Source organism: Leifsonia sp. NPDC056824 (assembly GCF_042789575.1).
Classification (GTDB): Bacteria; Actinomycetota; Actinomycetes; order Actinomycetales; family Microbacteriaceae; genus Leifsonia.
On sequence record NZ_JBHUAV010000002.1, the window covers coordinates 296,578 to 320,469 of the forward strand.

Annotated in this window: 25 protein-coding genes; 16 read left to right on the plus strand and 9 right to left on the minus strand. The window is 70.0% G+C overall.

The genetic code is table 11. The annotated features are described in order from the left end of the window. Positions 1-489: 489 nt before the first annotated feature. Complete coding sequence (holA, locus tag ACFRFH_RS10755) at positions 490-1,548, plus strand: DNA polymerase III subunit delta (protein ID WP_382463001.1); 1,059 nt, start codon at positions 490-492, stop codon at positions 1,546-1,548. Between the two features lie 249 nt (positions 1,549-1,797). Here holA and rpsT read toward each other — a convergent pair whose 3' ends face one another. Beyond that, positions 1,798-2,058, minus strand: a complete 261-nt coding sequence (gene rpsT, locus ACFRFH_RS10760) for a 30S ribosomal protein S20 (protein WP_370053339.1) — start codon at positions 2,056-2,058, stop codon at positions 1,798-1,800. Between the two features lie 161 nt (positions 2,059-2,219). Further along, entirely contained in the window at positions 2,220-3,104 is an 885-nt protein-coding gene (locus tag ACFRFH_RS10765; protein WP_382463002.1) for an NAD-dependent epimerase/dehydratase family protein, read from the minus strand. A 64-nt stretch (positions 3,105-3,168) separates the two neighbouring features. Between ACFRFH_RS10765 and ACFRFH_RS10770 the strand changes: the two genes are divergently transcribed. From ACFRFH_RS10770 to hemW, 5 genes are all read left to right on the plus strand, one after another. After that, positions 3,169-4,389, plus strand: coding sequence for an amidohydrolase (locus tag ACFRFH_RS10770; RefSeq protein ID WP_382463003.1), 1,221 nt, complete (start codon positions 3,169-3,171; stop codon positions 4,387-4,389). Positions 4,390-4,492: 103 nt separating this feature from the next. Further along, entirely contained in the window at positions 4,493-6,349 is a 1,857-nt protein-coding gene (gene lepA / locus ACFRFH_RS10775) for a translation elongation factor 4 (protein ID WP_382463004.1), read from the plus strand. After that, entirely contained in the window at positions 6,346-6,654 is a 309-nt protein-coding gene (locus ACFRFH_RS10780; protein WP_382463005.1) for a hypothetical protein, read from the plus strand. The genes lepA and ACFRFH_RS10780 overlap by 4 nt, the downstream gene beginning before the upstream one ends. A 99-nt stretch (positions 6,655-6,753) precedes the next feature. After that, a complete protein-coding gene (locus ACFRFH_RS10785) occupies positions 6,754-7,401 on the plus strand; it encodes a DUF1990 family protein (protein WP_382463006.1) in 648 nt (215 codons plus the stop codon). Then, on the plus strand, positions 7,401-8,642 hold the full coding sequence (hemW, locus tag ACFRFH_RS10790; RefSeq protein ID WP_382463007.1) for a radical SAM family heme chaperone HemW: 1,242 nt from the start codon (positions 7,401-7,403) through the stop codon (positions 8,640-8,642). The genes ACFRFH_RS10785 and hemW overlap by 1 nt, the downstream gene beginning before the upstream one ends. On the opposite strand, the gene ACFRFH_RS10795 is transcribed toward hemW, so the two are convergent. Together ACFRFH_RS10795 and ACFRFH_RS10800 are read right to left on the minus strand one after the other, a co-directional pair. Then, complete coding sequence (locus ACFRFH_RS10795) at positions 8,639-9,025, minus strand: DUF4870 domain-containing protein (protein ID WP_382463008.1); 387 nt, start codon at positions 9,023-9,025, stop codon at positions 8,639-8,641. The two genes, hemW and ACFRFH_RS10795, sit on opposite strands and share 4 nt — an antisense overlap. Positions 9,026-9,146: 121 nt before the next feature. Then, positions 9,147-9,731, minus strand: coding sequence for a DUF4870 domain-containing protein (locus ACFRFH_RS10800; protein WP_382463009.1), 585 nt, complete (start codon positions 9,729-9,731; stop codon positions 9,147-9,149). A gap of 220 nt (positions 9,732-9,951) precedes the next feature. Here ACFRFH_RS10800 and hrcA point away from each other — a divergent pair, with 220 nt between their 5' ends. The 3 genes from hrcA to ACFRFH_RS10815 all read left to right on the plus strand — a co-directional run bounded on the left by hrcA (position 9,952) and on the right by ACFRFH_RS10815 (position 12,889). Then, positions 9,952-10,968 (plus strand): heat-inducible transcriptional repressor HrcA, encoded by a 1,017-nt coding sequence (hrcA, locus tag ACFRFH_RS10805; RefSeq protein WP_382463010.1) that lies wholly within the window; start codon positions 9,952-9,954, stop codon positions 10,966-10,968. A gap of 62 nt (positions 10,969-11,030) precedes the next feature. Continuing rightward, positions 11,031-12,149 carry a molecular chaperone DnaJ gene (gene dnaJ, locus ACFRFH_RS10810; protein ID WP_382463011.1) on the plus strand — a complete coding sequence of 373 codons (1,119 nt, stop codon included), beginning with the start codon at positions 11,031-11,033 and terminating at the stop codon, positions 12,147-12,149. Positions 12,150-12,160: 11 nt separating this feature from the next. After that, on the plus strand, positions 12,161-12,889 hold the full coding sequence (locus ACFRFH_RS10815) for a 16S rRNA (uracil(1498)-N(3))-methyltransferase (protein WP_382463012.1): 729 nt from the start codon (positions 12,161-12,163) through the stop codon (positions 12,887-12,889). 51 nt (positions 12,890-12,940) lie between these two features. Here ACFRFH_RS10815 and ACFRFH_RS10820 read toward each other — a convergent pair whose 3' ends face one another. The 3 genes from ACFRFH_RS10820 to ACFRFH_RS10830 form a co-directional block, all read right to left on the minus strand. Then, a complete protein-coding gene (locus tag ACFRFH_RS10820) occupies positions 12,941-13,498 on the minus strand; it encodes a hypothetical protein (protein ID WP_382463013.1) in 558 nt (185 codons plus the stop codon). A 68-nt stretch (positions 13,499-13,566) separates the two neighbouring features. Beyond that, positions 13,567-15,519 (minus strand): alpha/beta hydrolase, encoded by a 1,953-nt coding sequence (locus tag ACFRFH_RS10825; protein ID WP_382463014.1) that lies wholly within the window; start codon positions 15,517-15,519, stop codon positions 13,567-13,569. 19 nt (positions 15,520-15,538) lie between these two features. Continuing rightward, entirely contained in the window at positions 15,539-15,826 is a 288-nt protein-coding gene (locus tag ACFRFH_RS10830) for a hypothetical protein (RefSeq protein ID WP_382463015.1), read from the minus strand. 108 nt (positions 15,827-15,934) lie between these two features. Between ACFRFH_RS10830 and ACFRFH_RS10835 the strand changes: the two genes are divergently transcribed. Genes ACFRFH_RS10835 through era form a run of 5 tightly spaced genes read left to right on the plus strand, consistent with a single transcriptional unit; the run spans position 15,935 to position 20,113 of the window. Beyond that, the gene (locus ACFRFH_RS10835) at positions 15,935-16,300 is read left to right on the plus strand and encodes a histidine triad nucleotide-binding protein (RefSeq protein WP_370053320.1); all 366 of its coding nucleotides are present in this window, start codon (positions 15,935-15,937) and stop codon (positions 16,298-16,300) included. Next, complete coding sequence (locus ACFRFH_RS10840; protein ID WP_382463016.1) at positions 16,287-17,396, plus strand: PhoH family protein; 1,110 nt, start codon at positions 16,287-16,289, stop codon at positions 17,394-17,396. Before ACFRFH_RS10835 ends, ACFRFH_RS10840 begins: the two co-directional genes overlap by 14 nt. Next, positions 17,393-17,854 carry an rRNA maturation RNase YbeY gene (ybeY, locus tag ACFRFH_RS10845; RefSeq protein WP_382463017.1) on the plus strand — a complete coding sequence of 154 codons (462 nt, stop codon included), beginning with the start codon at positions 17,393-17,395 and terminating at the stop codon, positions 17,852-17,854. Before ACFRFH_RS10840 ends, ybeY begins: the two co-directional genes overlap by 4 nt. Before the next feature lie 7 nt (positions 17,855-17,861). After that, the gene (locus ACFRFH_RS10850) at positions 17,862-19,223 is read left to right on the plus strand and encodes a hemolysin family protein (protein ID WP_382463018.1); all 1,362 of its coding nucleotides are present in this window, start codon (positions 17,862-17,864) and stop codon (positions 19,221-19,223) included. Then, on the plus strand, positions 19,220-20,113 hold the full coding sequence (gene era / locus ACFRFH_RS10855) for a GTPase Era (RefSeq protein ID WP_382463019.1): 894 nt from the start codon (positions 19,220-19,222) through the stop codon (positions 20,111-20,113). Before ACFRFH_RS10850 ends, era begins: the two co-directional genes overlap by 4 nt. A gap of 11 nt (positions 20,114-20,124) precedes the next feature. Here the strand turns inward: era and ACFRFH_RS10860 are convergent, their stop codons facing one another. Together ACFRFH_RS10860 and ACFRFH_RS10865 are read right to left on the minus strand one after the other, a co-directional pair. After that, entirely contained in the window at positions 20,125-20,481 is a 357-nt protein-coding gene (locus ACFRFH_RS10860) for a hypothetical protein (protein WP_382463020.1), read from the minus strand. Between the two features lie 149 nt (positions 20,482-20,630). Further along, positions 20,631-21,086: a Panacea domain-containing protein gene (locus tag ACFRFH_RS10865; protein WP_382463021.1), complete on the minus strand. Its 456-nt coding sequence runs from the start codon at positions 21,084-21,086 to the stop codon at positions 20,631-20,633. Between the two features lie 189 nt (positions 21,087-21,275). Here ACFRFH_RS10865 and ACFRFH_RS10870 point away from each other — a divergent pair, with 189 nt between their 5' ends. Both ACFRFH_RS10870 and ACFRFH_RS10875 read left to right on the plus strand, forming a co-directional pair. Further along, positions 21,276-23,147, plus strand: coding sequence for a sensor histidine kinase (locus ACFRFH_RS10870; protein WP_382463022.1), 1,872 nt, complete (start codon positions 21,276-21,278; stop codon positions 23,145-23,147). Next, positions 23,144-23,848, plus strand: coding sequence for a response regulator (locus ACFRFH_RS10875; RefSeq protein WP_382463023.1), 705 nt, complete (start codon positions 23,144-23,146; stop codon positions 23,846-23,848). Before ACFRFH_RS10870 ends, ACFRFH_RS10875 begins: the two co-directional genes overlap by 4 nt. The last annotated feature ends 44 nt before the right edge of the window (positions 23,849-23,892 follow it).

Here is a 23,892-nt window from a genome sequence, read left to right on the forward strand (position 1 = left end):
ACTCGGCGCGCTGCGCTGGCAGATCGTCTGGCCTCCGTCAGTCGGCCCGGGGGAGACCGCGCTGAGCGGGAATCCCGGGAGCCTCGTCGTCCGCACGGCGGGGACCGGCCTCAGCGGGCTCTTCCTCGGCGACCTCGGCGAACGCGAGCAGGAGGAGCTCCAGGCGCCGGGCGGGCTCGGCACGGTCGACGTTGTGAAGGTCGCGCATCACGGGTCGGCGGACCAGAGCGCGGCGCTCTACGACGGCATCCGCGCGCAGCTCGGGTTGCTGTCGGTCGGGGCGGACAACGGGTACGGTCACCCGACGCGCCGGGCGTTCGAGCTGCTGGCCCACTCCGGAACCGCCACCGCGCGCACCGACCGGTCGGGCCTCCTGCTGGTGTCCTCCGGCCCGGACGGCCCGCGGCTCTGGGGCGAGCGGGAGGACGCCGCGGTCGCGTCGGGCTCTGCCGGTGGTCACCTCTATCCTTTATACGGACGAGGAGGAACGTGGCGACACGAAGCAACAGCAGGGGCGGCTCCGGCGGCTCGCGAGGCCGGGCGGGCGGCGCAGCCGTCAAGAGCGCGATCCCGCAGCTCGCCTGGAACCAGATCCGCCCGGCTCCGGTGGTCCTCGTCTCCGGCACGGAGGGCTTCCTCGCCGACCGAGCCACGCGGCTGCTGCGCGACCGCCTCAAACAGGAAGACCCAAGCCTGGAGGTCAGCGACCTCTCGGCGGCGGACTACGCGCCGGGGGAGCTGCTCACGCTCGCGAGCCCCTCCCTGTTCGGCGAGCCGCGGCTGATCCGGGTGGACGCGGTGGAGAAGACCGGGGACGGGTTCCTCACCGAAATGCTCGACTACCTCGCGGCTCCCGCCGACGGCACGGTCGTCGTCCTGCGGCACGCGGGCGGCGTACGCGGCAAGAAGCTGCTCGACGCGATCCGCGCGGGCGGCGGCGGGGGTGTGGAGGTCGTCTGCACCGAGCTCAAGAAGGACACCGAGAAGTACGACTTCGCCCAGGCGGAGTTCGCCGCCGCCGGCCGCAAGATCGCTCCGGGCGCACTCCGAGCGCTGACCTCCGCGTTCACGGACGATCTTGCCGAGCTCGCCGCGGCCTGCCAGCAGCTCATCTCCGACGCGGCCGAGCAGATCACCGAGGCCACGGTCGACAAGTACTACGGCGGACGGGTCGAGACCAACGCGTTCCAGGTCGCGGACCAGGCGATCGCCGGGCGTTACGGCGAGGCGCTGGTGACGATGCGGCACGCGCTGGCGTCCGGGGCCGACCCGGTGCCGATGGTCGCCGCCTTCGCGAGCAAGATCCGGACGATGGCCAAGATCTCCGGCGCGCGCGGCGGGTCCGGCCAGCTCGCGCAGCAGTTCGGACTTGCGCCGTGGCAGGTCGATCGTGCCAGGCGCGACCTGTCCGGCTGGACGGAGGACGGCCTCGGCCGCTGCATCGAGGTCCTCGCCGAGACCGACGCCAACGTGAAAGGCGGCGGCCGCGACCCGGTGTTCGCGCTGGAGCGGATGATCCGCATCATCAGCGCCCGCGGCCGCGCCTGACCGCGCCCGCGATCGCGCCTGACCGCGCCCGCGGTCGCGCCCGGCCGCCCGGCCGCGCACCATCATCTGCCGAAGGGCACGTAAACGCCCCTAAAAGTGCTGTTTAGGGGCGTTTACGTGCCCTTCGGCGAACGGCGAGCGGCGACCTCGCACACGCACGCACTGGCACATGCAGCGAGCCCCCGCTCCCGTGGGTACGGGGCGGGGGCTCGTCGCGGCGCGGGACAGGTCCCGCGAGCGGTCACTGCGTCAGAGCGCGGCGACCTGCTTGGCGATGGCCGACTTGCGGTTCGCCGCCTGGTTCTTGTGGATGACGCCCTTGCTGGCAGCCTTGTCGATGCGCTTGGCGGCGAGACGCAGCGCCGCGGTCGCCTTCTCCTTGTCGCCGGCGACGACGGCCTCGCGCGTGGCGCGGATGGCGGTCTTCAGCTGGCTCTTGACCGCCTTGTTGCGCTCCAGCGCCTTCTTGTTGGTCTTGTTGCGCTTGATCTGCGACTTGATGTTTGCCACGAATGGTTACTTTCGTTCGAAGTGAGTAATTCGGATGTTGCCGCTCAGCGAGAGAGGGCGCCTTGCGGCGTTCGTGCGGTATACCCACACGCAAGCCAACAAACCACTTTACCAGCGGCGGACAGTTCCACCAAAACGCCGGAGAGTGGAGCCCCGCCCGCTCAGGCGCGCGCGAACTCCGGAGCGTAGCTTCCGGTCGCGATCTCGTCGGCGAGCGACGGGCCGTTCGGCTCCCAGCCGAGGTCGATGCGCGCCTTCGTGCCGCGCGCCTGCTGGTCCAGCAGCACGGCCTCGGCGAAGCCCGCGCCCAGCCGTTCCTCGGTCTGCGCGACCGTCTCCGCCTCCACCCCGGACACGCCGGCTGCGGCCGCAGCCAGCTCCGCGAGCTCCCGCACCGTCGGGTTGGCGCCGCTCGCCGCGATGTAGACGGAGCCGGCGGTTCCGCGCTCGAGGGCGAGCACGTACAGCGCAGCGAGGTCGTCCGCGTGCACGGTCGGCCAGTGCTGCGCGCCGTCGCCGATCAGGCGCAGCGGAGCGTCGTCGCCCGCGCCGCGGGGCGCGTCCACGATGACCCGGGCCAGACCCTTCCCGTGACCGTAGACGACGGCCGGGACGACGACCGTCCCCCGGACGCCCTCGGCGGCGAGCACGAGGGCCTCCGTCGCGCCGCGCCAGGCGCTGATGGCGGGCGGCGCAGCGGGGGAGTCCTCGGTGATGTCGGCGTTCGGGCCGTAGGCCCAGACTCCGCCGGTATGCACGAACGGCTTGCCGGAGCCGGCGAGCCCCTCCAGCACGGCCGGGATGAACACCGGGTCGACGTCCGGGGCGGAGGCCAGGTGGATGACCCCGTCGCTCTCGCGCGCCAGCCGGGTCACGAGCTCCACGTCGGTCGCGTCGCCCACCACAGCGGAGCCGCCGGCGGCACGCACGGCGTCGGCCTTCGCCTCGTCGCGGACGACGGCGGTGACGCTGTGGCCTTCCTCGAGGAGGCGGGGGAGGACGGAGGAACCGATGTAGCCGGTGGAGCCGGTCAGGAGAATGGTCATGTCAGGGGACAACGCAGCGGGCCCGCGCCCATTCCCGCCACGCGCGGAGCGTAGGCTCGATCCCATGACTCGTGCCAGCATCGCCATCGTCAATGCCTACGTCGTCCCGGTCGCCGGAGACCCGATCGAGAAGGGCACGGTGCTCGTCGAGGACGGCACCATCACGACGGTCGGCCCGACGGCCGAGGTCACCGTGCCGGACGGCGTCCGGGTGGTCGACGCGAGCGGCAAGTGGGTGCTCCCCGGGTTCGTGGAGTCGCACGGGCACGTCGGCATCCACGAGGAGGCCAACGGCCCGGCCGGCGACGACACCAACGAGATGACCACGCCGAACACGGCCGCCGTCCGCGCGATCGACGCGGTCAACATCGACGACGAGGGCTTCCGTGACGCGCTCGCGGGCGGTGTGACCGCGATCGTCGTGAAGCCGGGCTCCGGCAACCCGATCGGCGGCCAGACCGTCGCGATCAAGAGCTGGGGCGGCCGGACGATCGACGAGCAGGTCATCAAGGCGGCCGTCAGCGTCAAGTCCGCGCTCGGCGAGAACCCGAAGCGCGTCTACGGCGGCAAGAACCAGACCCCGAGCACGCGGCTCGGCGTCGCCATGATCATCCGCGAGGCATTCGTGGACGCGCAGAACTACGCCGCGTCCCGGGCCGAGGCAGAGCGCGACGGCAAGCCGTTCGCGCGCGACCTGACCAAGGAGACCCTCGCACGCGTCCTGGACGGCGAGCTGGTCTGGGACCAGCACACCCACCGTCACGACGACATCGCGACCGCGATCCGGCTCGCCGACGAGTTCGGCTACAAGCTCGTCGTGAACCACGGCACCGAGGCGCACAAGATCGCCGACGTGCTCGCTGAGCGGGACATCCCGGTCATCTTCGGCCCGATGTTCACCTCCCGCTCCAAGGTCGAGCTGCGCGACCGCGCCATCGGCAACCTCGCGCAGATCGCCGCCGCCGGCGTCCGCGTCGCGATCACCACCGACCACCCGGTGGTGCCGATCAACTTCCTCGTGCACCAGGCGTCGTTCGCCGTCAAGGAGGGCCTGCCGCCCACGACCGCGCTGGAGGCCCTGACCGTGAACCCGGCGTCCTTCCTCGGCCTGGACGACCGGGTCGGCGCGCTGAAGCCCGGGCTCGACGGCGATATCGTCGTCTGGTCTGGCGACCCGCTGGACGTGAACTCCCGCGCCGAGCAGGTCTTCATCGACGGCGCGGAGGTCTACCGCTGGGAGGACGGCGCCGGCCGGGTGGTCGAGCGCGCAGAGCGCTTCGCCTGACCGCGCGGGCCGGGGCCGTCCGCGCGGCAGGTCATCCTGAGCGCGCCGGCCCGGGCCTCCGTGCGCCTCGCGGGCCCCCGGTTCATGGGAGAATAACCCCACAATGTCACCACGAGCCCTGAAGCCTCTCGAGCCCGCCGCGACCGACCCGGCCTCCCTCCGCAACTTCTGCATCATCGCGCACATCGACCACGGCAAGTCGACGCTGGCCGACCGGATGCTGCAGATCACCGGGGTGGTCTCCGACCGCGACATGCGGGCGCAGTACCTCGACCGCATGGACATCGAGCGCGAGCGCGGCATCACGATCAAGAGCCAGGCCGTGCGGATGCCGTGGGCCGTCGACGGCGGCACGTTCGCCCTCAACATGATCGACACCCCGGGGCATGTGGACTTCACGTACGAGGTGTCCCGGTCGCTCGCCGCGTGCGAGGGCGCCATCCTGCTCGTCGACGCGGCGCAGGGCATCGAGGCCCAGACGCTCGCGAACCTGTACCTGGCGCTGGAGAACGATCTCACGATCATCCCCGTGCTCAACAAGATCGACCTCCCCGCCGCGGACCCGGAGAAGTACGCGCAGGAGCTCGCCAGCCTGATCGGCGGCCGCCCGGAGGACGTGCTGCGCGTCTCCGGCAAGACCGGCATGGGCGTGGAGGCGCTGCTCGACCGGGTCGTGCAGGAGATCCCCGCCCCGGTGGGCGCCGCGGACGCCCCCGCCCGCGCCATGATCTTCGACTCGGTCTACGACAGCTACCGCGGCGTCGTCACCTACGTCCGCATGATCGACGGCAAGCTCAGCCCGCGCGAGCGCATCCAGATGATGTCGACCAAGGCCACGCACGAAATCCTGGAGATCGGCGTCTCCGCCCCCGAGCCGACCCCCTCCAAGGGCCTCGGCGTCGGCGAGGTCGGCTACCTGATCACCGGTGTGAAGGACGTCCGCCAGTCCAAAGTCGGCGACACCATCACCACGGCGGCGAAGCCCGCGCAGGACGCCCTCCCCGGCTACACCGAGCCGAAGCCGATGGTGTTCTCCGGGCTGTACCCGATCGACGGCAGCGACTACCCGGAGCTCCGCGAGGCGCTCGACAAGCTCAAGCTGTCCGACGCGGCCCTCGTCTACGAGCCGGAGACCTCGGTCGCGCTCGGCTTCGGGTTCCGCTGCGGGTTCCTCGGCCTCCTGCACCTGGAGATCGTCACCGAGCGCCTCGAGCGCGAGTTCGGCCTTGACTTGATCACCACCGCGCCGAGCGTGGTCTACGAGGTGACCACCGAGGACAAGAAGGTCATCACGGTCACCAACCCGAGCGAGTTCCCCGGCGGCAAAATCGCCAAGGTCGAAGAGCCGATGGTGAAGGCCGCGATCCTGGCGCCCAAGGATTACGTCGGCGTGATCATGGAGCTCTGCCAGAGCCGACGCGGCGCGCTCCTCGGCATGGAGTACCTCGGCGAAGACCGCGTCGAGATCCGCTACACGATGCCGCTCGGCGAGATCGTCTTCGACTTCTTCGACCAGTTGAAGAGCCGTACCGCCGGCTACGCCTCGCTCGACTACGAGCCCACGGGCCAGCAGGAGGCCGACCTGGTGAAGGTCGACATCCTGCTCCAGGGCGAGCAGGTGGATGCGTTCAGCGCGATCGTGCACCGCGACAAGGCGTACGCGTACGGCGTCCTGATGACCGGCCGGCTGCGCGAGCTGATCCCGCGCCAGCAGTTCGAGGTCCCCATCCAGGCGGCGATCGGCGCCCGCATCATCGCCCGCGAGAGCATCAGGGCGATGCGCAAGGACGTCCTCGCCAAGTGCTACGGCGGCGACATCACCCGCAAGCGCAAGCTCCTCGAGAAGCAGAAGGAGGGCAAGAAGCGCATGAAGATGGTGGGCCGCGTCGAGGTCCCCCAGGAGGCGTTCATCGCGGCGCTGTCAGGGGACACCGAGAAGGGCAAAGACGGCAAGAAGTGAGCTCTGACGAGGTGAGGCCCGAGACGTCCTATCGCTTCCAGCTCGCGAGTGACGTATCTGCACGGGATGGTCTCGCCGTCGAACTGGTCGACGCAAGCGGCGAGCGAGTACTCGAGGTGTTCCGGGACGACGATCGTGACGGCGAGCTCACCTTCAACTCTTTCGGAACCGTCAGCGTGCCGTTCACCGTCGCAGCGAAGCTCGTCGAGATCGCGCGTCGCGAGTTCGTCGACCAGCCGTCACCGGCCAAGCAGTCGGGCATACCTTCACCCCGGCCATCGAGAGACATAGCCCCCGAGGGGTGAGTAATCGCGGGAATCGTCCCGCGGATTCCGGCAACGACTCACGCCTCGTCGGTGGGGGCGGGTTCGCGCTGCGCGCGGGTTTGACGGAGGATAGAAGGCATGCGTCGAACGAGCTTCACCGACCAGCCCGTCACGTACGGGTTCATCGGCGGCACGCAGGCCGCTGACCTGCTCTACTACCCGCCGAAGGGGTACCGGCCGCTGGAGCGGAAGGTGCGGCTCGGCAGCGGCGCGGAGCGGTTCGAGACCGCGGCGGCCGTGCTGATGACCTGGGGCGTGCAGCGCAACAGCGGCATCCGGGTGACCGGCGTCAACGAGGGCACCGGCGTCCAGTACGAGGGCATCGAGTTCGACGAGGACGGCACCCCGAAGCGGATGCGGGAGCACAAGGCGGCGGAGGACGTGTTCGCCGACGACGGCACCCCCTTCATCCAGAACGGGATGACCGCCGTGCTCAAGGTGCCGTTCGGGCCGTTCAAGGTCTCCGCGCCCTGCCGCGTCGTCTACGTGGTCGACGAGCCGAACCGGCGCGGGTTTGCCTACGGCACGCTGAAGGGGCATCCCGAGAGCGGCGAGGAGGCCTTCCTGGTCGAGATGCGCGACGACGGGACCGTGTGGTTCGTGCTGCGCGCGTTCTCCCGGCCCTCCAACGCGTTCTACCGGCTCGGCTCGCCCGTCCTGCGCGCGATGCAGGCGCGGTTCACCAAGCGGTACCTGCGCTCGCTGCTGCCCGCGCGGGCGGCCTGATGCCCGGCGCCCTCCCGCTCGGCGACCCCGCGCCGGCGGACGGCCTCCTCCCGGCGAGCACGGCCGTCGGCGCCGCCGAACGCGACTTCGGCGTGTACCTGCATGTGCCGTTCTGCCGGGTGCGCTGCGGCTACTGCGACTTCAACACATACACGGCCACCGAGCTGCGCGGCGTCGCCCAGTCCGACTACGCCGGCCACGCGGTCCGGGAGGTCGGCTTCGCGCGGGAGGCGCTGGAGCGCAGCGGCGTCCCGGCCCGGAAAGTGTCGACCGTGTTCTTCGGCGGCGGCACGCCCACGCTGCTGCCGCCCGACGACCTCGGCGCCATGCTCGGCGCGGTGCGCGACGCGTGGGGGATCGCGGACGGCGCGGAGGTGACCACGGAAGCGAACCCCGACTCGGTCGACGCCGACGACCTCCGGCGATTGGCCGACGCCGGCTTCACGCGCGTGTCGTTCGGGATGCAGTCCGCGGTGCCGAGCGTGCTCGCCACGCTGGAGCGCACCCACGACCCGGAGCGGGTCCCGCTCGTCGTCCGGTGGGCGCGGGAGGCCGGCCTCCAGGTCAGCCTCGACCTCATCTACGGCACGCCGGGCGAGACGCTCGACAACTGGTCGCGCTCGCTCGACGCAGCGCTGGCGTGCGAGCCCGACCATGTGTCGGCATACGCGCTGATCGTGGAGCCCGGAACGAAGCTGGCGCGCCAGATCCGCTCGGGCGCCGTCCAGGAGCCGGACGACGACCTGGAGGCCGACATGTACGAGCTCGCCGACGCCCGGCTCGGCGCGGCGGGCTACGGCTGGTACGAGGTCAGCAACTGGGCGACCGACGACGCGCACCGCTCCCGGCACAACCTGGCCTACTGGCTCGGGCACGACTGGTGGGGTGTCGGACCGGGGGCCCACAGCCACGTCGGTGGCGTGCGCTGGTGGAACGTGAAGCATCCCGCCGCGTACGCGCAGCGCGTGCTGGCGGGGGAGTCACCCGCCGCCGGCCGGGAGACGCTCGACGGCGAGACCCGGCGGGTGGAGCGCGTGCTGCTGCTCACCCGCATCCGCGAGGGGCTGCGGACGGACGAGCTGACCGGCGAGGGACGCCGCGCCGTCGCCGGACTGATCGCCGACGGCCTGGTGGACGCGAAAGCCGCCCTCGCCGGGTCGGTGGTGCTGACCCTGCGAGGGCGGCTGCTGGCGGACGCCGTCGTACGACGGCTGCTCGCCGAGGACGAGCGAACGGCCTAGCTGACGAACCGGATCGCGATCGGGTAGGTGTAGAACGCGCCCTGATTGGCCTTGATGGCCGCGATGATGCTGAAGACGATGTTCAGCACCCACACGGCCAACAGGATGAGGACGCCGACGCCGACGATGCTCAGGATGAGCCCGACCACGTACGCGATCGCGAGCGTGATCTGGAAGTTCAGCGCCGTCGCGGTGTGCGAGCGGATGAACGGGCCGCGGTCCTTCAGCACGAGGTAGCCGACGAGCGCGGGGATGAAGCTGAAGAGGATGCCGCCCACATGGATGAGCGTCGCCCACAGCTTCTCGTCCGCCGGGCTGAGCTGCGGCTGCTGACCTCCGTACGGCTGCTGCGGGGGCGGCGGGGGCGGGGGTGTTGCGGACATGGTCGTGTTCTCCTCCGGTGAGTGGGAATGACGGGTCTCAGCCTAGGGGCGGACGGTGTTCCTGAGTAAGAGCCGAGAGCTCTTCGCTGGATCAGCCGCCCGTCCCCGTCGCTGCGGCGCGCTACTTGATGAAGCGGAAGTTCAGCGGGTACCGGTACGTCCCTCCGCTGTTGACGCGCACGAAGCCGAGGATCGAGAACACCAGGTTGACGATGTACAGGACCCACGGGATGAGGAGGCTGAACAGCAGGTACCCGATGCCGAAGGTGAACGTGCCGATGATCACGCCGAGGATCTGGGAGACGACCCAGACCGCGATCCAGGTGATCTGCCAGTTCAGCGCCTCCTTGGCCTCCTGGTTGGTCAGCTGGCCCCTGTCCTTGAACACGAGCCAGATGATGAGGGAGGGCAGGAACCAGAGGATCCCGCCGAGGTGGGCGAACGACGCCCACTGCTTGTCCTGTGCGGGGTCGAGGGGAGCGGCGGCGGCGCTCGCGTACTGCTGGGGCGGCGGGACGGCGCCGGCGGGCTGACCGGCCGGGGCCGCGTACGGCTGCTGCGGAGGCACGGCGCCGGCGGGCTGGCCCGGTGCGGACCCGTAAGGCTGCTGGTCGGACGGCTGCTGCGCGGAGGGCTGCTGCCCGTACGGCTGTTGCGGAGGCTGGCCACCCTGGCCGTCGGCCGGGGGCTGGTTCGGGTCTGACATGAGGAGAACCCTTTCGTGGGCGGCTGCGGGGGGCTTTCCTGAGCCGGTGCGCACAGGGTACTGCGCCGGAGCCGCGCGGTAAATGATCCGTGTCGCGTCATGACCGCCCTCCCACGCCGACGAGATATGATTAGCACTCAGGATCATCGAGTGCCAGTACACTCGATGTCTTCCCGTGCTCGATCCTCGGGTGCCGAAGCGACGACAGGAGGCGGTTCGCGTGGTCTCGGAACGCAGTCTGGAAGTGCTCCGCGTCATCGTGCAGGACTACGTCGCCTCGCGGGAGCCGGTCGGCTCCAAGAGCATCGTGGAGCGGCACGCGTTCGGCGTCTCGGCGGCGACCATCCGCAACGACATGGCCCTCCTCGAGGAGGAGGAGCTGATCGTCGCCCCGCACACCTCCTCCGGCCGGGTGCCGACCGACAAGGGCTACCGGCTGTTCGTGGACCACCTCGCGGAGGCCCGGCCGCTGTCGGCGGCGCAGCGCACTGCGATCGAGGCGTTCCTCGGCCAGTCGGTGGACGTCGACGACGTGCTCTCCCGCACTGTGCGGCTGCTGTCGCAGCTCACCAACCAGGTCGCCCTCGTGCAGTACCCGTCGGTGGCGCGCTCGCGCATCCGGCACATCGAGCTGGTGGCGCTCGGCTCGCGGCGCCTGCTGAGCGTGCTCATCACCGACTCCGGCGCGGTCGAGCAGCGCGTGATCGAGCTGCAGGAGGAGCTGGACGACGCCGAGATCGCCGAGATCCGCGGCGCGATCAACGGGGCCGCCGCAGGCCTCTCGCTCGGCGACGCGGCCCTGCGACTGCGGGACCTCCCGGGCCATCTGACCGACCGCACCCGCGTGCTGGTCGCACCGGTCGCCGGCGCCCTGCTCGACCAGATCGCCGCCAACCGGCAGGACAAGCTGGTCATGGCGGGCGCCGCCAACCTGGCGCGAACCGAGACGGACTTCCCCGGGTCCATCACGCCGGTGCTGGAGGCCATCGAGGAGCAGGTCGTCCTGCTGCGGCTCTTCGACGAGATGGCGCTCGACCAGCACGGCGTCGCGGTCAGCATCGGCCGCGAGAACGCCGTCATCGGCCTGACCGAGACCTCCGTCATGTCGAGCGGCTACAGTTCGGGCTCCGACCTGGCGCGCGTGGGCCTGCTCGGCCCTCTCCGGATGGACTACTCCGGGAACATGGCGGCGGTCCGCGCCGTTGCACGGTACCTCTCCCGCCTCCTCGGCGACTGAACTCCGACCTCAGAACTCAGACCTCAGAACTCCGACGCACCGAACAGAAGGAACAGCCTTACGTGGCCGACCACTACGAAGTACTCGGCGTTGACCGCAACGCCACCCCCGATGAGATCAAGAAGGCGTACCGCCGGCTCGCGCGCGAGCTGCACCCGGACGTCAACCCGAGCTCCGAGGCGCAGGAGCGTTTCAAGCTCGTCACCCACGCCTACGACGTGCTGAGCGACCCGCAGCAGCGGCAGCAGTACGACCTCGGCGGCTCCGGAGGGTTCGGCGGCGGCGGCGGGGGAGCGGGCGACTTCGCCGGCTTCGGCGACATCTTCGAGACGTTCTTCGGCGGGGGCGGCGGCGCGACTCGCGGCCCGCGCTCCCGGCGCGAGCGGGGCCAGGACGCCCTGCTGCGCGTGGAGGTCGAGCTCGACGAGGTCATCTTCGGCACGCACCGCGAGCTGGACGTCGACACCGCGGTCGTCTGCGAGACCTGCGGCGGCTCCTGCTGCCAGCCCGGCACCGCGCCCGTCACCTGCGACATCTGCCACGGCACCGGCAGCATCCAGCGCTCGGTGCGCTCGCTGCTCGGCAACGTGATGACCTCCAGCCCCTGCGGAAGCTGCCGCGGCTACGGCACCGTCATCGCCACGCCGTGCGTCACCTGCCAGGGCCAGGGCCGCGTCCGCGCGCGCCGCTCGGTGCCGGTGGACATCCCCGCCGGTGTCGACACGGGTCTCCGCCTGCAGATGCCGGGCTCCGGCGAGGCCGGCCCCGCGGGTGGCCCGAACGGCGACTTGTACCTGGAGATCAAGGTCAAGCACCACGACGTGTTCAGCCGCGACGGCGACGACCTGCTCTGCACGCTGGAGGTCTCGATGACCGACGCCATCCTCGGCACCACCGCGACCGTGAAGGCCCTCGACGGCGACATCCGACTGGAACTGAAGCCCGGCATCCAGAGCGCGGACATCGTCTCGGTGAAGGACCGCGGCATCACGCACCTGCGCGGCAGCGGCCGCGGGGACCTGCGGGTGGGCATCCAGGTGGTCACGCCGACGAAGCTCGACCACAAGGAGAAGGAGCTGATTAAGAAGTTCGCCGAGACGCACCACAACCCGGATCCGTCGCTCGCGCGCTTCCAGCAGGGCCTCTTCGCGAAGCTCCGCGACCGGTTCCTCAACCTCTGACGGGCGGACGGATGAGCTCGCTCTACCTGCGCGAAGACCTCGCCGACGTCGAGGTTGGCGCCCGGCTCACGCTGACGGGTGCGGAGGCCAAGCACGCTGCCACGGTCAACCGCACGCGCCCGGGCGAGAGCGTCCTCATCGGCAACGGCCGCGGCCTCGTCGCGTCGGGCGAGGTGCTGGTCGCGACCAGCGCGGAGCTGACGATCGACGTGGAGGCCGTTGAGCGCGTCCCGCGCGCCGAGCCGGCGATCACGCTCGTGCAGGCGCTGGCGAAAGGCGACCGCGACGAGCTCGCCGTCCAGGCCGCGACCGAGCTCGGGGTGGACGCGGTGGTGCCGTGGTCGGCCTCCCGGTCGGTGTCGCGCTGGGAAGGCGCCAAGGTGGCGAAGGGCCGCGACCGCTGGGCGGCGATCGTCCGCGAGGCGAGCAAGCAGTCGATCCGGGCCTGGACGCCGGAGGTCGGCGAGCTGGCGACGACGAAGCAGGTGGCGGCGCTGGCCGCGACGCACCGGGTGCTCGTGCTGGAGCCGGGGGCGACCGAACCGCTGACGGGGGTCCGTCCCGACGGTCGTCCGCTGGCGCTGGTGGTCGGGCCGGAGGGTGGCATCGCTCCGCAGGAGCTGGAGGCGTTGCGCGCAGCGGGTGCGGAGGTGGTGCGGCTCGGGGACACGGTGCTGCGGACCTCGACGGCGGGGCCCGCGGCGCTGGCGGTGCTGAACGCGGCGCTGGGGCGCTGGTAGGGGGCGCTGCTAAGGCCAACCGCACGGGTTGTCCGGTTCGTGACCGGCGTGTCAGCGGTCGGGGTACGGCGTGATTGTGGGGCTGCTGGTGGGGTAGTACGGGTTGGGGTCGAGCATGTCGAACTCGCGGTAGCCGGCGGGGCCGGCGAACCTGTCGAGCGAAGGGTCGGTGGAGCACTCGGAATAGAAGCTGAGGACGAACAGGGTGTCTTGCGCGGTCGCGCCGGCGGCGAGGCTGCCGTCGGCCCGGTCGGCCCGGTTCTCCGTGTAATTGCGACCACCCGGCCCCGTCGCCGGGGTGCCGACCGGGCTGACGATGTAGCCCTGGTCTTTCCAGTAGTCGCCCATCATGTCCGCGAACGCCAGCGGGTCCCCGACCGGCGCGTGGTGAAGGTCGACCTGGAAGCGTTCGCGTCGTGTTCCGGTTTGGGCGACGGAGCATGACGCGCCGAGGAACTCCTTCGTGTCCGGGTCCCAGGCTTGGCCCATTGGAAGCGTCCATCCGTCCGGGATGCCGGAGGCGGCGATCCCGGCCGTGACGGCCTCGATGATCTCGACACGGAGCTGTTGGCCGGTCTTCTGGGGTCCAGGATCGACAGGGGCGGACATAGTGCAACCTCCAAGGATGAATGCAGCGGCAAGGGCGGTCAGTGCGTTGCCGTGATGAGCGGTGATTTTCACGGGGTGACCGCGAATTGAGTGGCGTAGCGGGCGGCGTCCTTATTGTGTTGGTCTGCCAGTGCGGTGGTGTGAGTGAGCCGGCCGCTGACCTGGTCGGGTTGCCCGGTGGTGGTGGCGGCGATGTTGCGGAGCGACTGCGTCCGGAGGTCGAAGTACCCGTGCCCCTCGGAGGGGACGGTGTTGAAGGTCCACGGTCCGCTGTTGCTGGTTGCGCCCGTCTTGCCGATGGCGTCGTGCCCGTCGACCGGTTCCAGATCCTGCCCGTCGCCGTCGGAAGAGAACGACTCGGCGCCGCCGAGGCTGATGCCTCGCGGATCGGCGACGGTCGGATTCGGTTCCGCGCGGCCGGAGACGAACGCGCCGAGCGGCGCGAGCCTGTCCGGTGTAGCGGCCGTCGTGTAGATGTGATCCGCGTGCAGTACCGACAGCGATGGCACTAATGACGTGTCGATACCCGCGGACGCGACCATGACGAATGTGTCTATCCGGGTTTTCGTCAGGGTGAGCGCGATCGAGGCCATGGTGGTGCCGTAGGAGTGCGCGGTAACGGTGATGGGTGTACGACCCGGACCGAACACTGCCCGGGTGGCTGCGTTCCCGTCGAGCTCGGCAGCGAAACGGGGCGCGCCGCTTTTGGCGGAGTCGCTGAAGTTCACACCCACCGGGTCCGGGTTGTCGTACTCCAGAAACGCGATCACCCCCGGACGCTCAACGTTGAGGGAATTCTGTGCGTTCCAAAGATTCTTGGCGGCATCGGACCACCCGTTGAGTGAATCTTTCGCCCCGGACATCATCCCGCTCGCGCACCAGGTGGTGTTGTCGCAGGCGTCGAGGTCGCCGTATCCGACCGCGACCCGCGGCGGGGACATGAACAGGTTGAACGCCACCAACTGCACCGGAACGTTGTCCGCAGGTGCCTCGAACGCACGCTCCATCTGCGCCAGAACGGCCTTCTGATCATCGGTGAGGTTCGCGTTCTTCAGCGCTTTCGCCAGGCTGATCCGGTTGGCGGTATCCCGGTCCGCGTAGGGCAGCCCAGGCAGGTTGCCGAACACCCCCGGCGCGGTGCGCAGCAGCGTCGCGCGGGTCTCCGCGGTGAGCCCGTTCCACCAGCCCGCGACCGCCTCCGGGTCGGGCGGGTTGTCCCAGAACCGCCGCTGCAGCGCCGGGTTGCCGGCGAGCACCACCTTCACCTCGTCCGGGGTGAGTCGGCGCAGCAGGTTCATGTTCGCGGTCGCGACGGACTTGCCGGATACGTCGATCGCGCCGAGCTTGCCCACCCCGGACCTGAACGAGGTCAGCTCGGCGGTCGTGGAGCCGGGGAGTGCGCCCCTGTGGGCCGCCTCGAGGCGGCGGGCGAGGTCGGCCTCCGCTCGGTCGTACTGCTCCTTCGCGCGTCGGCCGAGCGCGCGGGCGTCCTCAAGGCGCTGCTGGGCGTCCTCCAGCCTGCGCCCGGCAAGGAGCAGGTCCTCCCGAGCCTCTTCCGCTCGCTGGCGCGCGGCGTACAGCTCCGCGCCCGCCGGGACGCTCGACCCCGCCGAGCCGGACTCCAGCGCGGCCACGGCGTCGAGAAGCGCGGCGTGGTCTCCTGTCAAAGCACGCATCGCCGCCTCCGCGACCGCAATATCGTTCTGCGCCTCCTCCGCCGCCAGGAGGGCTCGGTGGGCGTCGTATTGGGTGGCGTGCATCGCCTCCGCCCACGACTGCGCCGCGTCGCCCGCCTCACCGTGCCGGGTCGACGCCGTCTGTGCGCCGTCCCGGACGGTTCGCAACCGCCTGCGGAACGCGTCCGCCGCGAGCCCCGACCACTGGCGCTCGCCGAGTTGCGCCAGCGCCTCGTTCGCCGCGTTGCCCCGAGTCTTGTACCGTTCGGCGTGCGCGCGGAGATTCTCCGTCCATGCCACCACCGCCTCAACCCGGCCCGGTGTGGGATCGGAGTCGAAGGTCAACGGCGACCAGTCTCGATAGTTAGAACGCACGAAGACCCCTGCTGAACGCGCGTGCGCTGTCCGCGTCCCGTTTCGTGTAACCGTCGGCTGCCGACGTGAGTACCTCCACCAGGGTGTCCTCGCTCTGTGCGAGGGCAGACCGTCCCGGCGCCCAATAGCGCTCGAACTCCACGAACCCGGCGTCCGCCCGTGGCGAGCCGAGATCGCCCGCGTCGAACCGCGCGTCCCGGACCTCGGCGACCTTCGCCGACAGAGTCGACGCTCCCGCCCGCAACCGGTCCGTATCGACCGAGACCTTCGCACTCATCCATCCTCCTAGCCTGCTCACATAGACATATCACATGAGGAACGTCAGAGATGCTCCCGATGTCACGGCACACACGCACAGCGCAGGGGGACGAATAGGATGGACCACATGGAGACAGGGGAGCGCTCGATCTTCTCGCGCATCATCGCGGGGGAGATCCCGGCCGACGTCGTGTACGACAGCGAACGCATCATCGCGTTCCGCGACATCGCGCCCAAGGCGCCCGTGCACCTGCTCGTCGTGCCCAAGACCGAGCGGTACCGCGACGTCGTAGAGCTGGCCGCCGGCGACCCTGCGCTGCTCGCGGAGCTGGTGGCGACCTCCAAGCTGCTCGCCGACGAGCACGCGGACGGCGACTTCCGCCTGATCTTCAACACCGGCGCCGGCGCGGGGCAGACCGTGTTCCACGTCCACGCACACATTCTGGGCTCGCCCTCCGGCGGACTCGAGGAAGGAAGCCTTGGCAGCGAGTGACCCGACGACCCCGGACGGTGCGACCACGCCGGGAGGTTCGGCCGAGGCGCGCCTGAGCGTCGACGGAATCCAGATGGTGCGGCTGCTCGGCCCCCAGGACCGCCTGCTCACCACGCTGGAGCGGCAGTACCCCCTGGTCGACGTCCATGTGCGCGGCAACGAGATCAGCCTCACCGGCGACCCCGCGCAGGTCGCCGCCGCCCGCGCGCTGCTCGAGGAGCTGCTGCAGATGGTCCGCAACGGCCAGGACCTCGGCCCGGCCGAGGTCGCCAGCTCCGCCCGGATGATGCGCAGCGACCTGAACCTCAGCCCGTCCGACGTGCTGAGCCAGGCGATCCTCACCGCGCGCGGCAAGAGCATCCGGCCGAAGACGCTCGGCCAGAGCCAGTACGTGGACGCGATCGACCACAACACCATCGTGTTCGGCATCGGCCCCGCCGGCACGGGCAAGACCTACCTGGCGATGGCGAAGGCCGTCCAGGCACTCCAGCGCAAGGAGGTCAGCCGCATCATCCTGACCCGCCCCGCAGTGGAGGCCGGCGAGCGGCTGGGCTATCTTCCCGGCACGCTCACCGACAAGATCGACCCGTACCTGCGCCCGCTGTACGACGCGCTCAACGAGATGCTCGACCCGGAGCTCGTGCCCAAGCTGCTCGCGGCCGGCACGATCGAGGTGGCGCCGCTGGCGTACATGCGCGGCCGTACGCTGAACGACTCGTTCATCATCCTGGACGAGGCGCAGAACACCACGCCGGAGCAGATGAAGATGTTCCTCACCCGGCTCGGCTTCAACTCCAAGATGGTCGTCACCGGCGACATCACGCAGATCGACCTGCCCAACGCCGCGAGCGGCCTGCGGCTGGTGACGCGCGTGCTGAACGACATCGACGACATCCACTTCTCCCGGCTGACCAGCGACGACGTCGTGCGGCACAGCCTCGTCGGCCGGATCGTCGACGCCTACACCGAGTTCGACGCCAAGCAGCAGGCGCGGCAGTACGAGCGCGAGGAGGCTCGCGAGTTCGCGAACCGCGCCGAGCGCCGCGCCGGCGGACCGCGCGACCACCTCCCGAAACGACAGGGCCCGACACGATGAGCATCGAGATCAACAACGAGTCCTCCATCGAGGTCGACGAGTCCGCGCTGCAGCGGCTGGCGGGCTACGCGCTCGACATCATGCACGTCCACCCGGACGCCGAGCTCGCGATCGTGCTGGTGGACGAGGCGGCGATGGAGCAGCTCCACGTCCAGTGGATGGACGAGCCCGGCCCCACCGACGTCCTCAGCTTCCCGATGGACGAGCTGCGCCCCGGCACCGAGGAGGAGCCCGCTCCCGCCGGCCTGCTCGGCGACGTGGTGCTCTGCCCCCAGGTCGCCCAGGTGCAGGCGGAGACCGCCGGGCACACCCTCCTGGAGGAGCTGCTGCTGCTGACCACGCACGGCATCCTCCACCTGCTCGGCTTCGACCACGCGGAGCCGGCCGAGGAGCGCGAGATGTTCGGCATCCAGCGCGACATCCTGGTGGGCTTCGCCCGCTACGACCGACAGCGCTAGGTTCCGGATGCTCGCAACGCTGTTCTTCATCGTCGCGTTCCTCCTGGTCGCGTTCGGCGGCCTTATGGCCGCCGTCGATTCGGCGCTGGCGGTGCAGTCGCGCGGCGACATCGCGGACCTGGCCGAGACCTCCCGGGCGAAGACGTCGCTGCGGGCGATCGCGGAGGACCCCGGCGCGTATTTCAACGCGATCAACTTCAGCCGCATCATCGCGGAGACCACCGCGGCCGTGCTGGTGACGCTCGCCTTCACGCAGATCTTCGAAGAGTGGTGGATCTCGCTGATCCTGTCGGCGGCGATCATGACCGGCGTTTCGTTCGTGCTGGTCGGCGCCAGCCCGCGCAGCGTCGGTCGGGCCAACTCGCGCCTCCTGCTCCAGCTCACCGCGCCGCTGGTGCATGGCATCCGGGTCGTGCTCGGCCCGATCCCGAACGGCCTGGTCGCGCTCGGCAACCGGGTGACCCCGTCCCGCGCCCGCTCGGCGCCGGTGACCAGCGAGGAGCAGCTGCTCAGCATCGTCGACGAGGCCACCGAGTTCGACGTGCTGGAGGAGGACGACCGCGAGCTGATCCACTCGATCTTCGAGTTCAGCGACACCGTCGTGCGCGAGGTGATGGTGCCGCGCACCGACATGATCACCATCGACATCACGGCCGGACTCGGCACAGCGATGGGGATGTTCTTCTCCACCGGCGTCTCGCGCATGCCGGTCATCGACGGCGACCCCGACGAGGTGGCCGGCATCCTCTACCTGAAGGACGTCGCCAAGCTCAGCTACGAGAGCGCGCTCGGCGCCGACACGCTGACGATGGGCGAGCTGGCCCGGCCTGCGCTGTTCGTGCCGGAGTCGCAGAAGGCGGACGCGCTGCTGCGGCAGATGCAGCTGGAGTCCAACCACCTGGCGATGGTGGTGGACGAGTACGGCGGCATCGCCGGCCTGGTCACGCTGGAGGACCTCATCGAGGAGCTCATCGGCGACATCTCCGACGAGTACGACCACGAGGTCGAGCTGGTGCAGCAGCTCGGCGGCGGCCGGCTCCGGGTCGCCACCCGGCTGCCCATCGACGACCTGGGCGAGCTGTTCGACATTGAGATCGAGGACGAGGATGTCGACAGCGTCGGCGGCCTGGTCGCGAAGGCGCTCGGCCGTCTGCCGGAGGTCGGCTCCACGGTCGCCGTGCACGGCCTCCGCTTCACCGTCGACCGGATGGACGGCCGGCACAAGCATGTGAGCACGGTGCTGGTGGAGCGCGACACCGCCCTGCTGCCGGAGCCGCACGAGGACGCCGTGCCGGAGAAGCGCGACAAACCGCACAAGTCCCAGAAACATCCCAAATCCGATCGCCAGCACAAGGAGGCCCGCGCATGAGCGAGTACCACGCAGGATTCGTCTCGTTCGTCGGCCGCCCCAACGTGGGCAAATCGACCCTGACCAACGCCCTCGTCGGCGAGAAGGTGGCGATCACCAGCTCCAAACCGCAGACCACGCGCCGCGCCATCCGCGGCATCGTGCACCAGCGCGACGGCCAGCTCATCCTGGTCGACACCCCGGGCATCCACCGGCCGCGGACGCTGCTCGGCGAGCGGCTCAACAACCTCGTCCAGTCCACACTGGGCGACGTGGACGTGATCGGGTTCTGCGTCCCGGCCGACGAGAAGATCGGCCCGGGCGACCGATTCATCAACGACCAGCTCGACGACTACCCGAACGCCAAGAAGGTCGCGATCGTCACCAAGATCGACGCAGCGGGTAAGACCCAGGTCGCCGAGCAGCTCCTCGCCGTGTCGGCGCTGCGCGAGTGGGAGGCGATCATCCCGCTCTCGGCGACGAGCAGCATCCAGCTCGACACGCTCACCTCCGAGCTGATGAAGCTGCTGCCTGAGTCGCCCGGCCCGCTCTACCCGGAGGACGCGATCACCGACGAGGGGATCGAGGACCGCATCGCCGAATACATCCGGGAGGCCGTGCTGGAGGGCGTCGAGGACGAGCTGCCGCACTCGCTCGCCGTGACGATCGACGACATCATCGAACGCGACGACAAGGACCTCGTGGAGGTCTACGCGAACCTGTTCGTGGAACGCGACAGCCAGAAGGCCATCGTCATCGGCAAGGGCGGCTCCCGCATCCGCGACGTCGGCGCCGAGGCTCGGAAGCCGATCGAGGAGCTGCTCGGCCGCAAGGTGTTCCTTTCGCTGCGGGTCAAGGTGGCGAAGGATTGGCAGCGCGACCCGAAGCAGCTGGGGCGGCTGGGGTTCTAGGGGAGCGTCGGCTAGCTGTCCGCTGACGGGCAGACTCTGTGCTGTGAGTCCCACCAGAGCAGATAGAACATGTGGTCGTCAGGGAGGATCACGCCCCATAACCGCTTGAGGTTACCGAGCCGGAACCGAAAGAGCTGGTCCTGGTCGTCGAGTTCGATCTCCGCGAGCCGGGTCCGAGCCTCCTTGCAGAGGCTCGCCAGAGGGATGAACTTGTGCTTCTCTCCACGGCGGCGATTGCCGCCCGCCATGTCGCGTCGGATCTCCGACCACGTCCGCTTCTCCATCTCGGAGAGGAAGCCCATGATCTCCATCATGTCGGCGCGATCGATGTCCCAGGTCCAGGCACCGGTGGCCTCGTGGTCCAGCACTTGGAATCCCCACGCGGGTCGCGCGTCCATCCAGCGTTCAGCACGGCGGTTGCTGCCACGGCTCGCGAGCTTGCGTGGTACGCGTCCTGGCGAGGTGACCGCTCCAGTAGGCACGGCCTTGCCCCGTGTTCCCCGCACAGCTCTGCCCGCTAGACGGGTTCGGAGTCTGTCGACTCGAGGAGGCCGGTGTAGAAGGTCTTGATGGCGTGATCCGTGATTGCGTTCCGGCTTCGCTCGCCGTCCGCGAGGCCCGCACGGGCGTCCCTCCACGGCGACTCGCGGTGGGTGAGCTCGCTCAACTCGATGGCCGACTTGACACTGTACGCATCGAGGACGGCGTCGATCGTCATCTTCTGATCGCGAGACAGGCTCGACGACGATCCGGCCACCGGTTTCGCGATCAGGTACTCCCGGCGGTACGTCGCATACAGCGACCTGCACACCGGTCCGTTGGCCCACGCTTCGATCCGTTCGCCGAAGAGCGGATCGTCGTCCCAGACCAGCGACCACGCCTTGGCGTAGTACACGAGCTTGTGGAGCTTCATCGCCTCCGTGAGGCCGCGCTTCTCCAAGATGTACGCTGCCACGTCCTGAGCGGTTGCCATTACGTCGTTCCCCCGATGCAGACGGCTTGTTCGATCATGTGAAGTGTAGAGTATGGCGCTGACATTGTGCGAGACTCGCGCAGCCCGGCGAGCAACCAGCTTCGTCGACGGGCCGGCAGGCGTACATCCCCAGGATGATTCCGCCCCGCGGATACCGGCGCGAGCCCTCCTGCCCCGTAACGTAGAGATATGCCAGATCGCACCCGCGTCCTGAGCGCACTCGCGCCGCACCGTTGGGTGCTGGAGCCCGCGCTGGCCGTCGTGCTGTTCGGAGTGTGGCTGGTCACCGGGCTGCCGTTCGACCTGGCCGGCGCGCTGGCTGTGCTGCTGTACTGCGCGGCCGTGGCGCTGTCCCGGGTGCTGCCGGTGGTGGCGCTGGAGATCGCCTGGCTCGCGGTCGTGGCCGAGCTGAGCGAGACGTCGTCGCTTCCGTTGCCGCACCGGCTGATCTCCGCCGTCGCCCTCGCGATCGCGCTGTTCGGGATCGCGTCGCACGGGGGGAGGGTGCTCCGGTGGTTCGGGTTCGGCTCCGCGATCCTGTGGGCGCCGGCGATGGCCTACCTCTTCACCGTGCGCGGCGACCTCAAGTTCCCGCAGTTCGGGCCGGTGATCGGCGGCTACTACACGAGCCAGGGCGTCGGTGTGCTGATGATGAGCCTGCTGCTGGCCGTCGTTTTCGTCAGCGCGTGGCTGCTCGGCTTCCTCGTCGCGCGGCAGCGGGCGACCGCGACCTCCGGCCCTGTCCCGTCGCTGCTGGTCTGGCTGGCGTCGCCCGGCGGAGGCGCAGAGGCCGCGGCAGCAGAGGAGGGCGACAGCCCGAGGCTCGTGCGGCGGCTGACCCGGCCGCAGCTCACCTTCGACATCGCAGGCGCTGTCGCCTACGTCTTCTTCTGCCTGGTGACCGACCTCACCTCCAGCCTGGTGCCCGACGCGAGCGGGCGGTCGACGTTCCTCGTCCTGATCGTGTTCGCGGTCGCCGTCGCGCTGCGCCGGATGTCGCCGGCGGTCTCGCTCGCGATCGCGTGGCTCGCGGCCGCGGTGCAGATGACGACCGGGCACAACATCCTGGTCAGCGACATCGCCGTACTGATCGTGCTCTACGCGACGGCGCTGTACGGCGACAAGGTGGTGCGCTACGCCGGGCTGATCTCGGCCGGGGTCGGCGCGCTCGTCGCCTCGCTCTACCTGACGCTGACCTCCGCGCTCGCGCAGGGCTACTTCGACCTGCTGTCCTCCCAGCTCACCGGGATGGCGCTCCAGTTCGCCTTCCTCTTCGTCGTGAGCGCGACCGTGCTCGGGCTGTCCTGGGTGCTCGGCCTCCTGGTCCGCACCTGGCGGAACGCCCGCGCGTCCCGGCACGCCCAGATCGCGGCGGAGCTCGACCGTAACCGCGCCGAGGAGGTCGTGGTGGTCGAGCAGGAGCGCACCCGTATCGCGCGCGACATGCACGACGTGGTCGCGCACTCTCTCGCCGTCGTCATCGCGCAGGCAGACGGCGCCCGCTACGCCCGGCACGCCGACCCCGACGCCGTGGACACCGCGCTGGAGACCATCGCCGCAACCGCGCGCTCGGCGCTGGTCGACGTGCGGGTGCTGCTGGCCGAGCTGCGGCAGAGCCAGCCGGAGGGCCCGCAGCCGTCGCTCGCCGACGTCGACCAGACGGTCGAGCAGGTGCGTGCGGCCGGGCTCCCGGTCACCATGGAGCGCCGCGGGGAGCTCGACGGGCTCGGCTCCGCGCAGCAGATCGCTGCGTACCGCATCGTGCAGGAGGCGCTGACCAACGCCCTCCGGCACGGGGACACCACCCGCCCGGTCTCCGTCGTGCTCGCCCAGGCGGGCGGCGCCGACGCAGGACCGGGCATCGTCATCACCGTGAGGAACAGCATGAAGACACCGACACCGGAACCTCTGGCCACCGTCGGCCTCCCGCGGATCGGGCACGGCCTGCCCGGGATGCGGGAGCGCGCGTCCCTGGCGGGCGGCTCGCTGTCCGCGGGGCCGGCCGACGACGGCTTCGTGGTCACAGCGTTCCTGCCGGTGGTCTCGGGAGTGCGCGCATGAACGGGGCGAACGCTGCCGCCCCGATTACGGTCGCCCTCGTCGACGACCAGTCGCTCTTCCGCGCGGGCATCCGCATGCTGATCGGCTCGCAGGCCGACCTGGAGTTCGTCGGCGAGGCGGCGGACGGCCGGGAGGGCGTGGCGCTGGTGCGCGAGAAGCGGCCCGATGTCGTGCTCATGGACATCCGGATGCCGGTCATGGACGGCATCGCCGCCACCGCCCGGATCATGGAGGAGGCGGAGCAGGAGGGCCGGGCGCCGGCCCGCATCATCGTGCTGACCACCTTCGACCTGGACGAGGCGGCGGCACGCGCGATCCGCAGCGGCGCCAGCGGCTTCGTGCTGAAGGACGCCGAGCCGGAGTTCCTGCTGGCCGCCATCCGCACCGTCCATGCCGGAAGCGCGGTCATCGCGGCGGGGGCGACCCGCGAGCTGTTCGAGTACTTCTCCGACACCCAGCGGGCCAAGCAGGCGCCGCCGGCGTTCGCCACGCTCACCAGCCGCGAGCGGGAGATCTTCGTGCTCGCGTCGCGCGGCCTCAGCAACTCGGAGATCGCCGGGTCGGAGTTCCTCAGCGAGGCGACGGTCAAGACGCACATCAGCCGCATCCTGGCCAAGCTCGGGCTGCGCGACCGCGTGCAGATGGTCGTCTACGCGTTCGAGCACGGGCTGACCGGGGGAGCGCCCGAGCGCGCGGAATGACTGCGCGGATTTCACCCGCAGATCATCCTCTGGACTGATCCCCA

Coding starts and splice junctions, on each gene's coding strand:
- ACFRFH_RS10765 (WP_382463002.1), bottom strand. CDS start 3,104: ATGACCATTCTCCTGACCGGCTCCACCGGCTACATCGGTTCCTCCGTC.
- ACFRFH_RS10770 (WP_382463003.1), top strand. CDS start 3,169: ATGACTCGTGCCAGCATCGCCATCGTCAATGCCTACGTCGTCCCGGTC.
- lepA (WP_382463004.1), top strand. CDS start 4,493: ATGTCACCACGAGCCCTGAAGCCTCTCGAGCCCGCCGCGACCGACCCG.
- ACFRFH_RS10785 (WP_382463006.1), top strand. CDS start 6,754: ATGCGTCGAACGAGCTTCACCGACCAGCCCGTCACGTACGGGTTCATC.
- hemW (WP_382463007.1), top strand. CDS start 7,401: ATGCCCGGCGCCCTCCCGCTCGGCGACCCCGCGCCGGCGGACGGCCTC.
- ACFRFH_RS10795 (WP_382463008.1), bottom strand. CDS start 9,025: ATGTCCGCAACACCCCCGCCCCCGCCGCCCCCGCAGCAGCCGTACGGA.
- ACFRFH_RS10800 (WP_382463009.1), bottom strand. CDS start 9,731: ATGTCAGACCCGAACCAGCCCCCGGCCGACGGCCAGGGTGGCCAGCCT.
- ACFRFH_RS10815 (WP_382463012.1), top strand. CDS start 12,161: ATGAGCTCGCTCTACCTGCGCGAAGACCTCGCCGACGTCGAGGTTGGC.
- ACFRFH_RS10820 (WP_382463013.1), bottom strand. CDS start 13,498: ATGTCCGCCCCTGTCGATCCTGGACCCCAGAAGACCGGCCAACAGCTC.
- ACFRFH_RS10830 (WP_382463015.1), bottom strand. CDS start 15,826: ATGAGTGCGAAGGTCTCGGTCGATACGGACCGGTTGCGGGCGGGAGCG.
- ACFRFH_RS10835 (WP_370053320.1), top strand. CDS start 15,935: ATGGAGACAGGGGAGCGCTCGATCTTCTCGCGCATCATCGCGGGGGAG.
- ybeY (WP_382463017.1), top strand. CDS start 17,393: ATGAGCATCGAGATCAACAACGAGTCCTCCATCGAGGTCGACGAGTCC.
- ACFRFH_RS10850 (WP_382463018.1), top strand. CDS start 17,862: ATGCTCGCAACGCTGTTCTTCATCGTCGCGTTCCTCCTGGTCGCGTTC.
- era (WP_382463019.1), top strand. CDS start 19,220: ATGAGCGAGTACCACGCAGGATTCGTCTCGTTCGTCGGCCGCCCCAAC.
- ACFRFH_RS10865 (WP_382463021.1), bottom strand. CDS start 21,086: ATGGCAACCGCTCAGGACGTGGCAGCGTACATCTTGGAGAAGCGCGGC.
- ACFRFH_RS10870 (WP_382463022.1), top strand. CDS start 21,276: ATGCCAGATCGCACCCGCGTCCTGAGCGCACTCGCGCCGCACCGTTGG.
- ACFRFH_RS10875 (WP_382463023.1), top strand. CDS start 23,144: ATGAACGGGGCGAACGCTGCCGCCCCGATTACGGTCGCCCTCGTCGAC.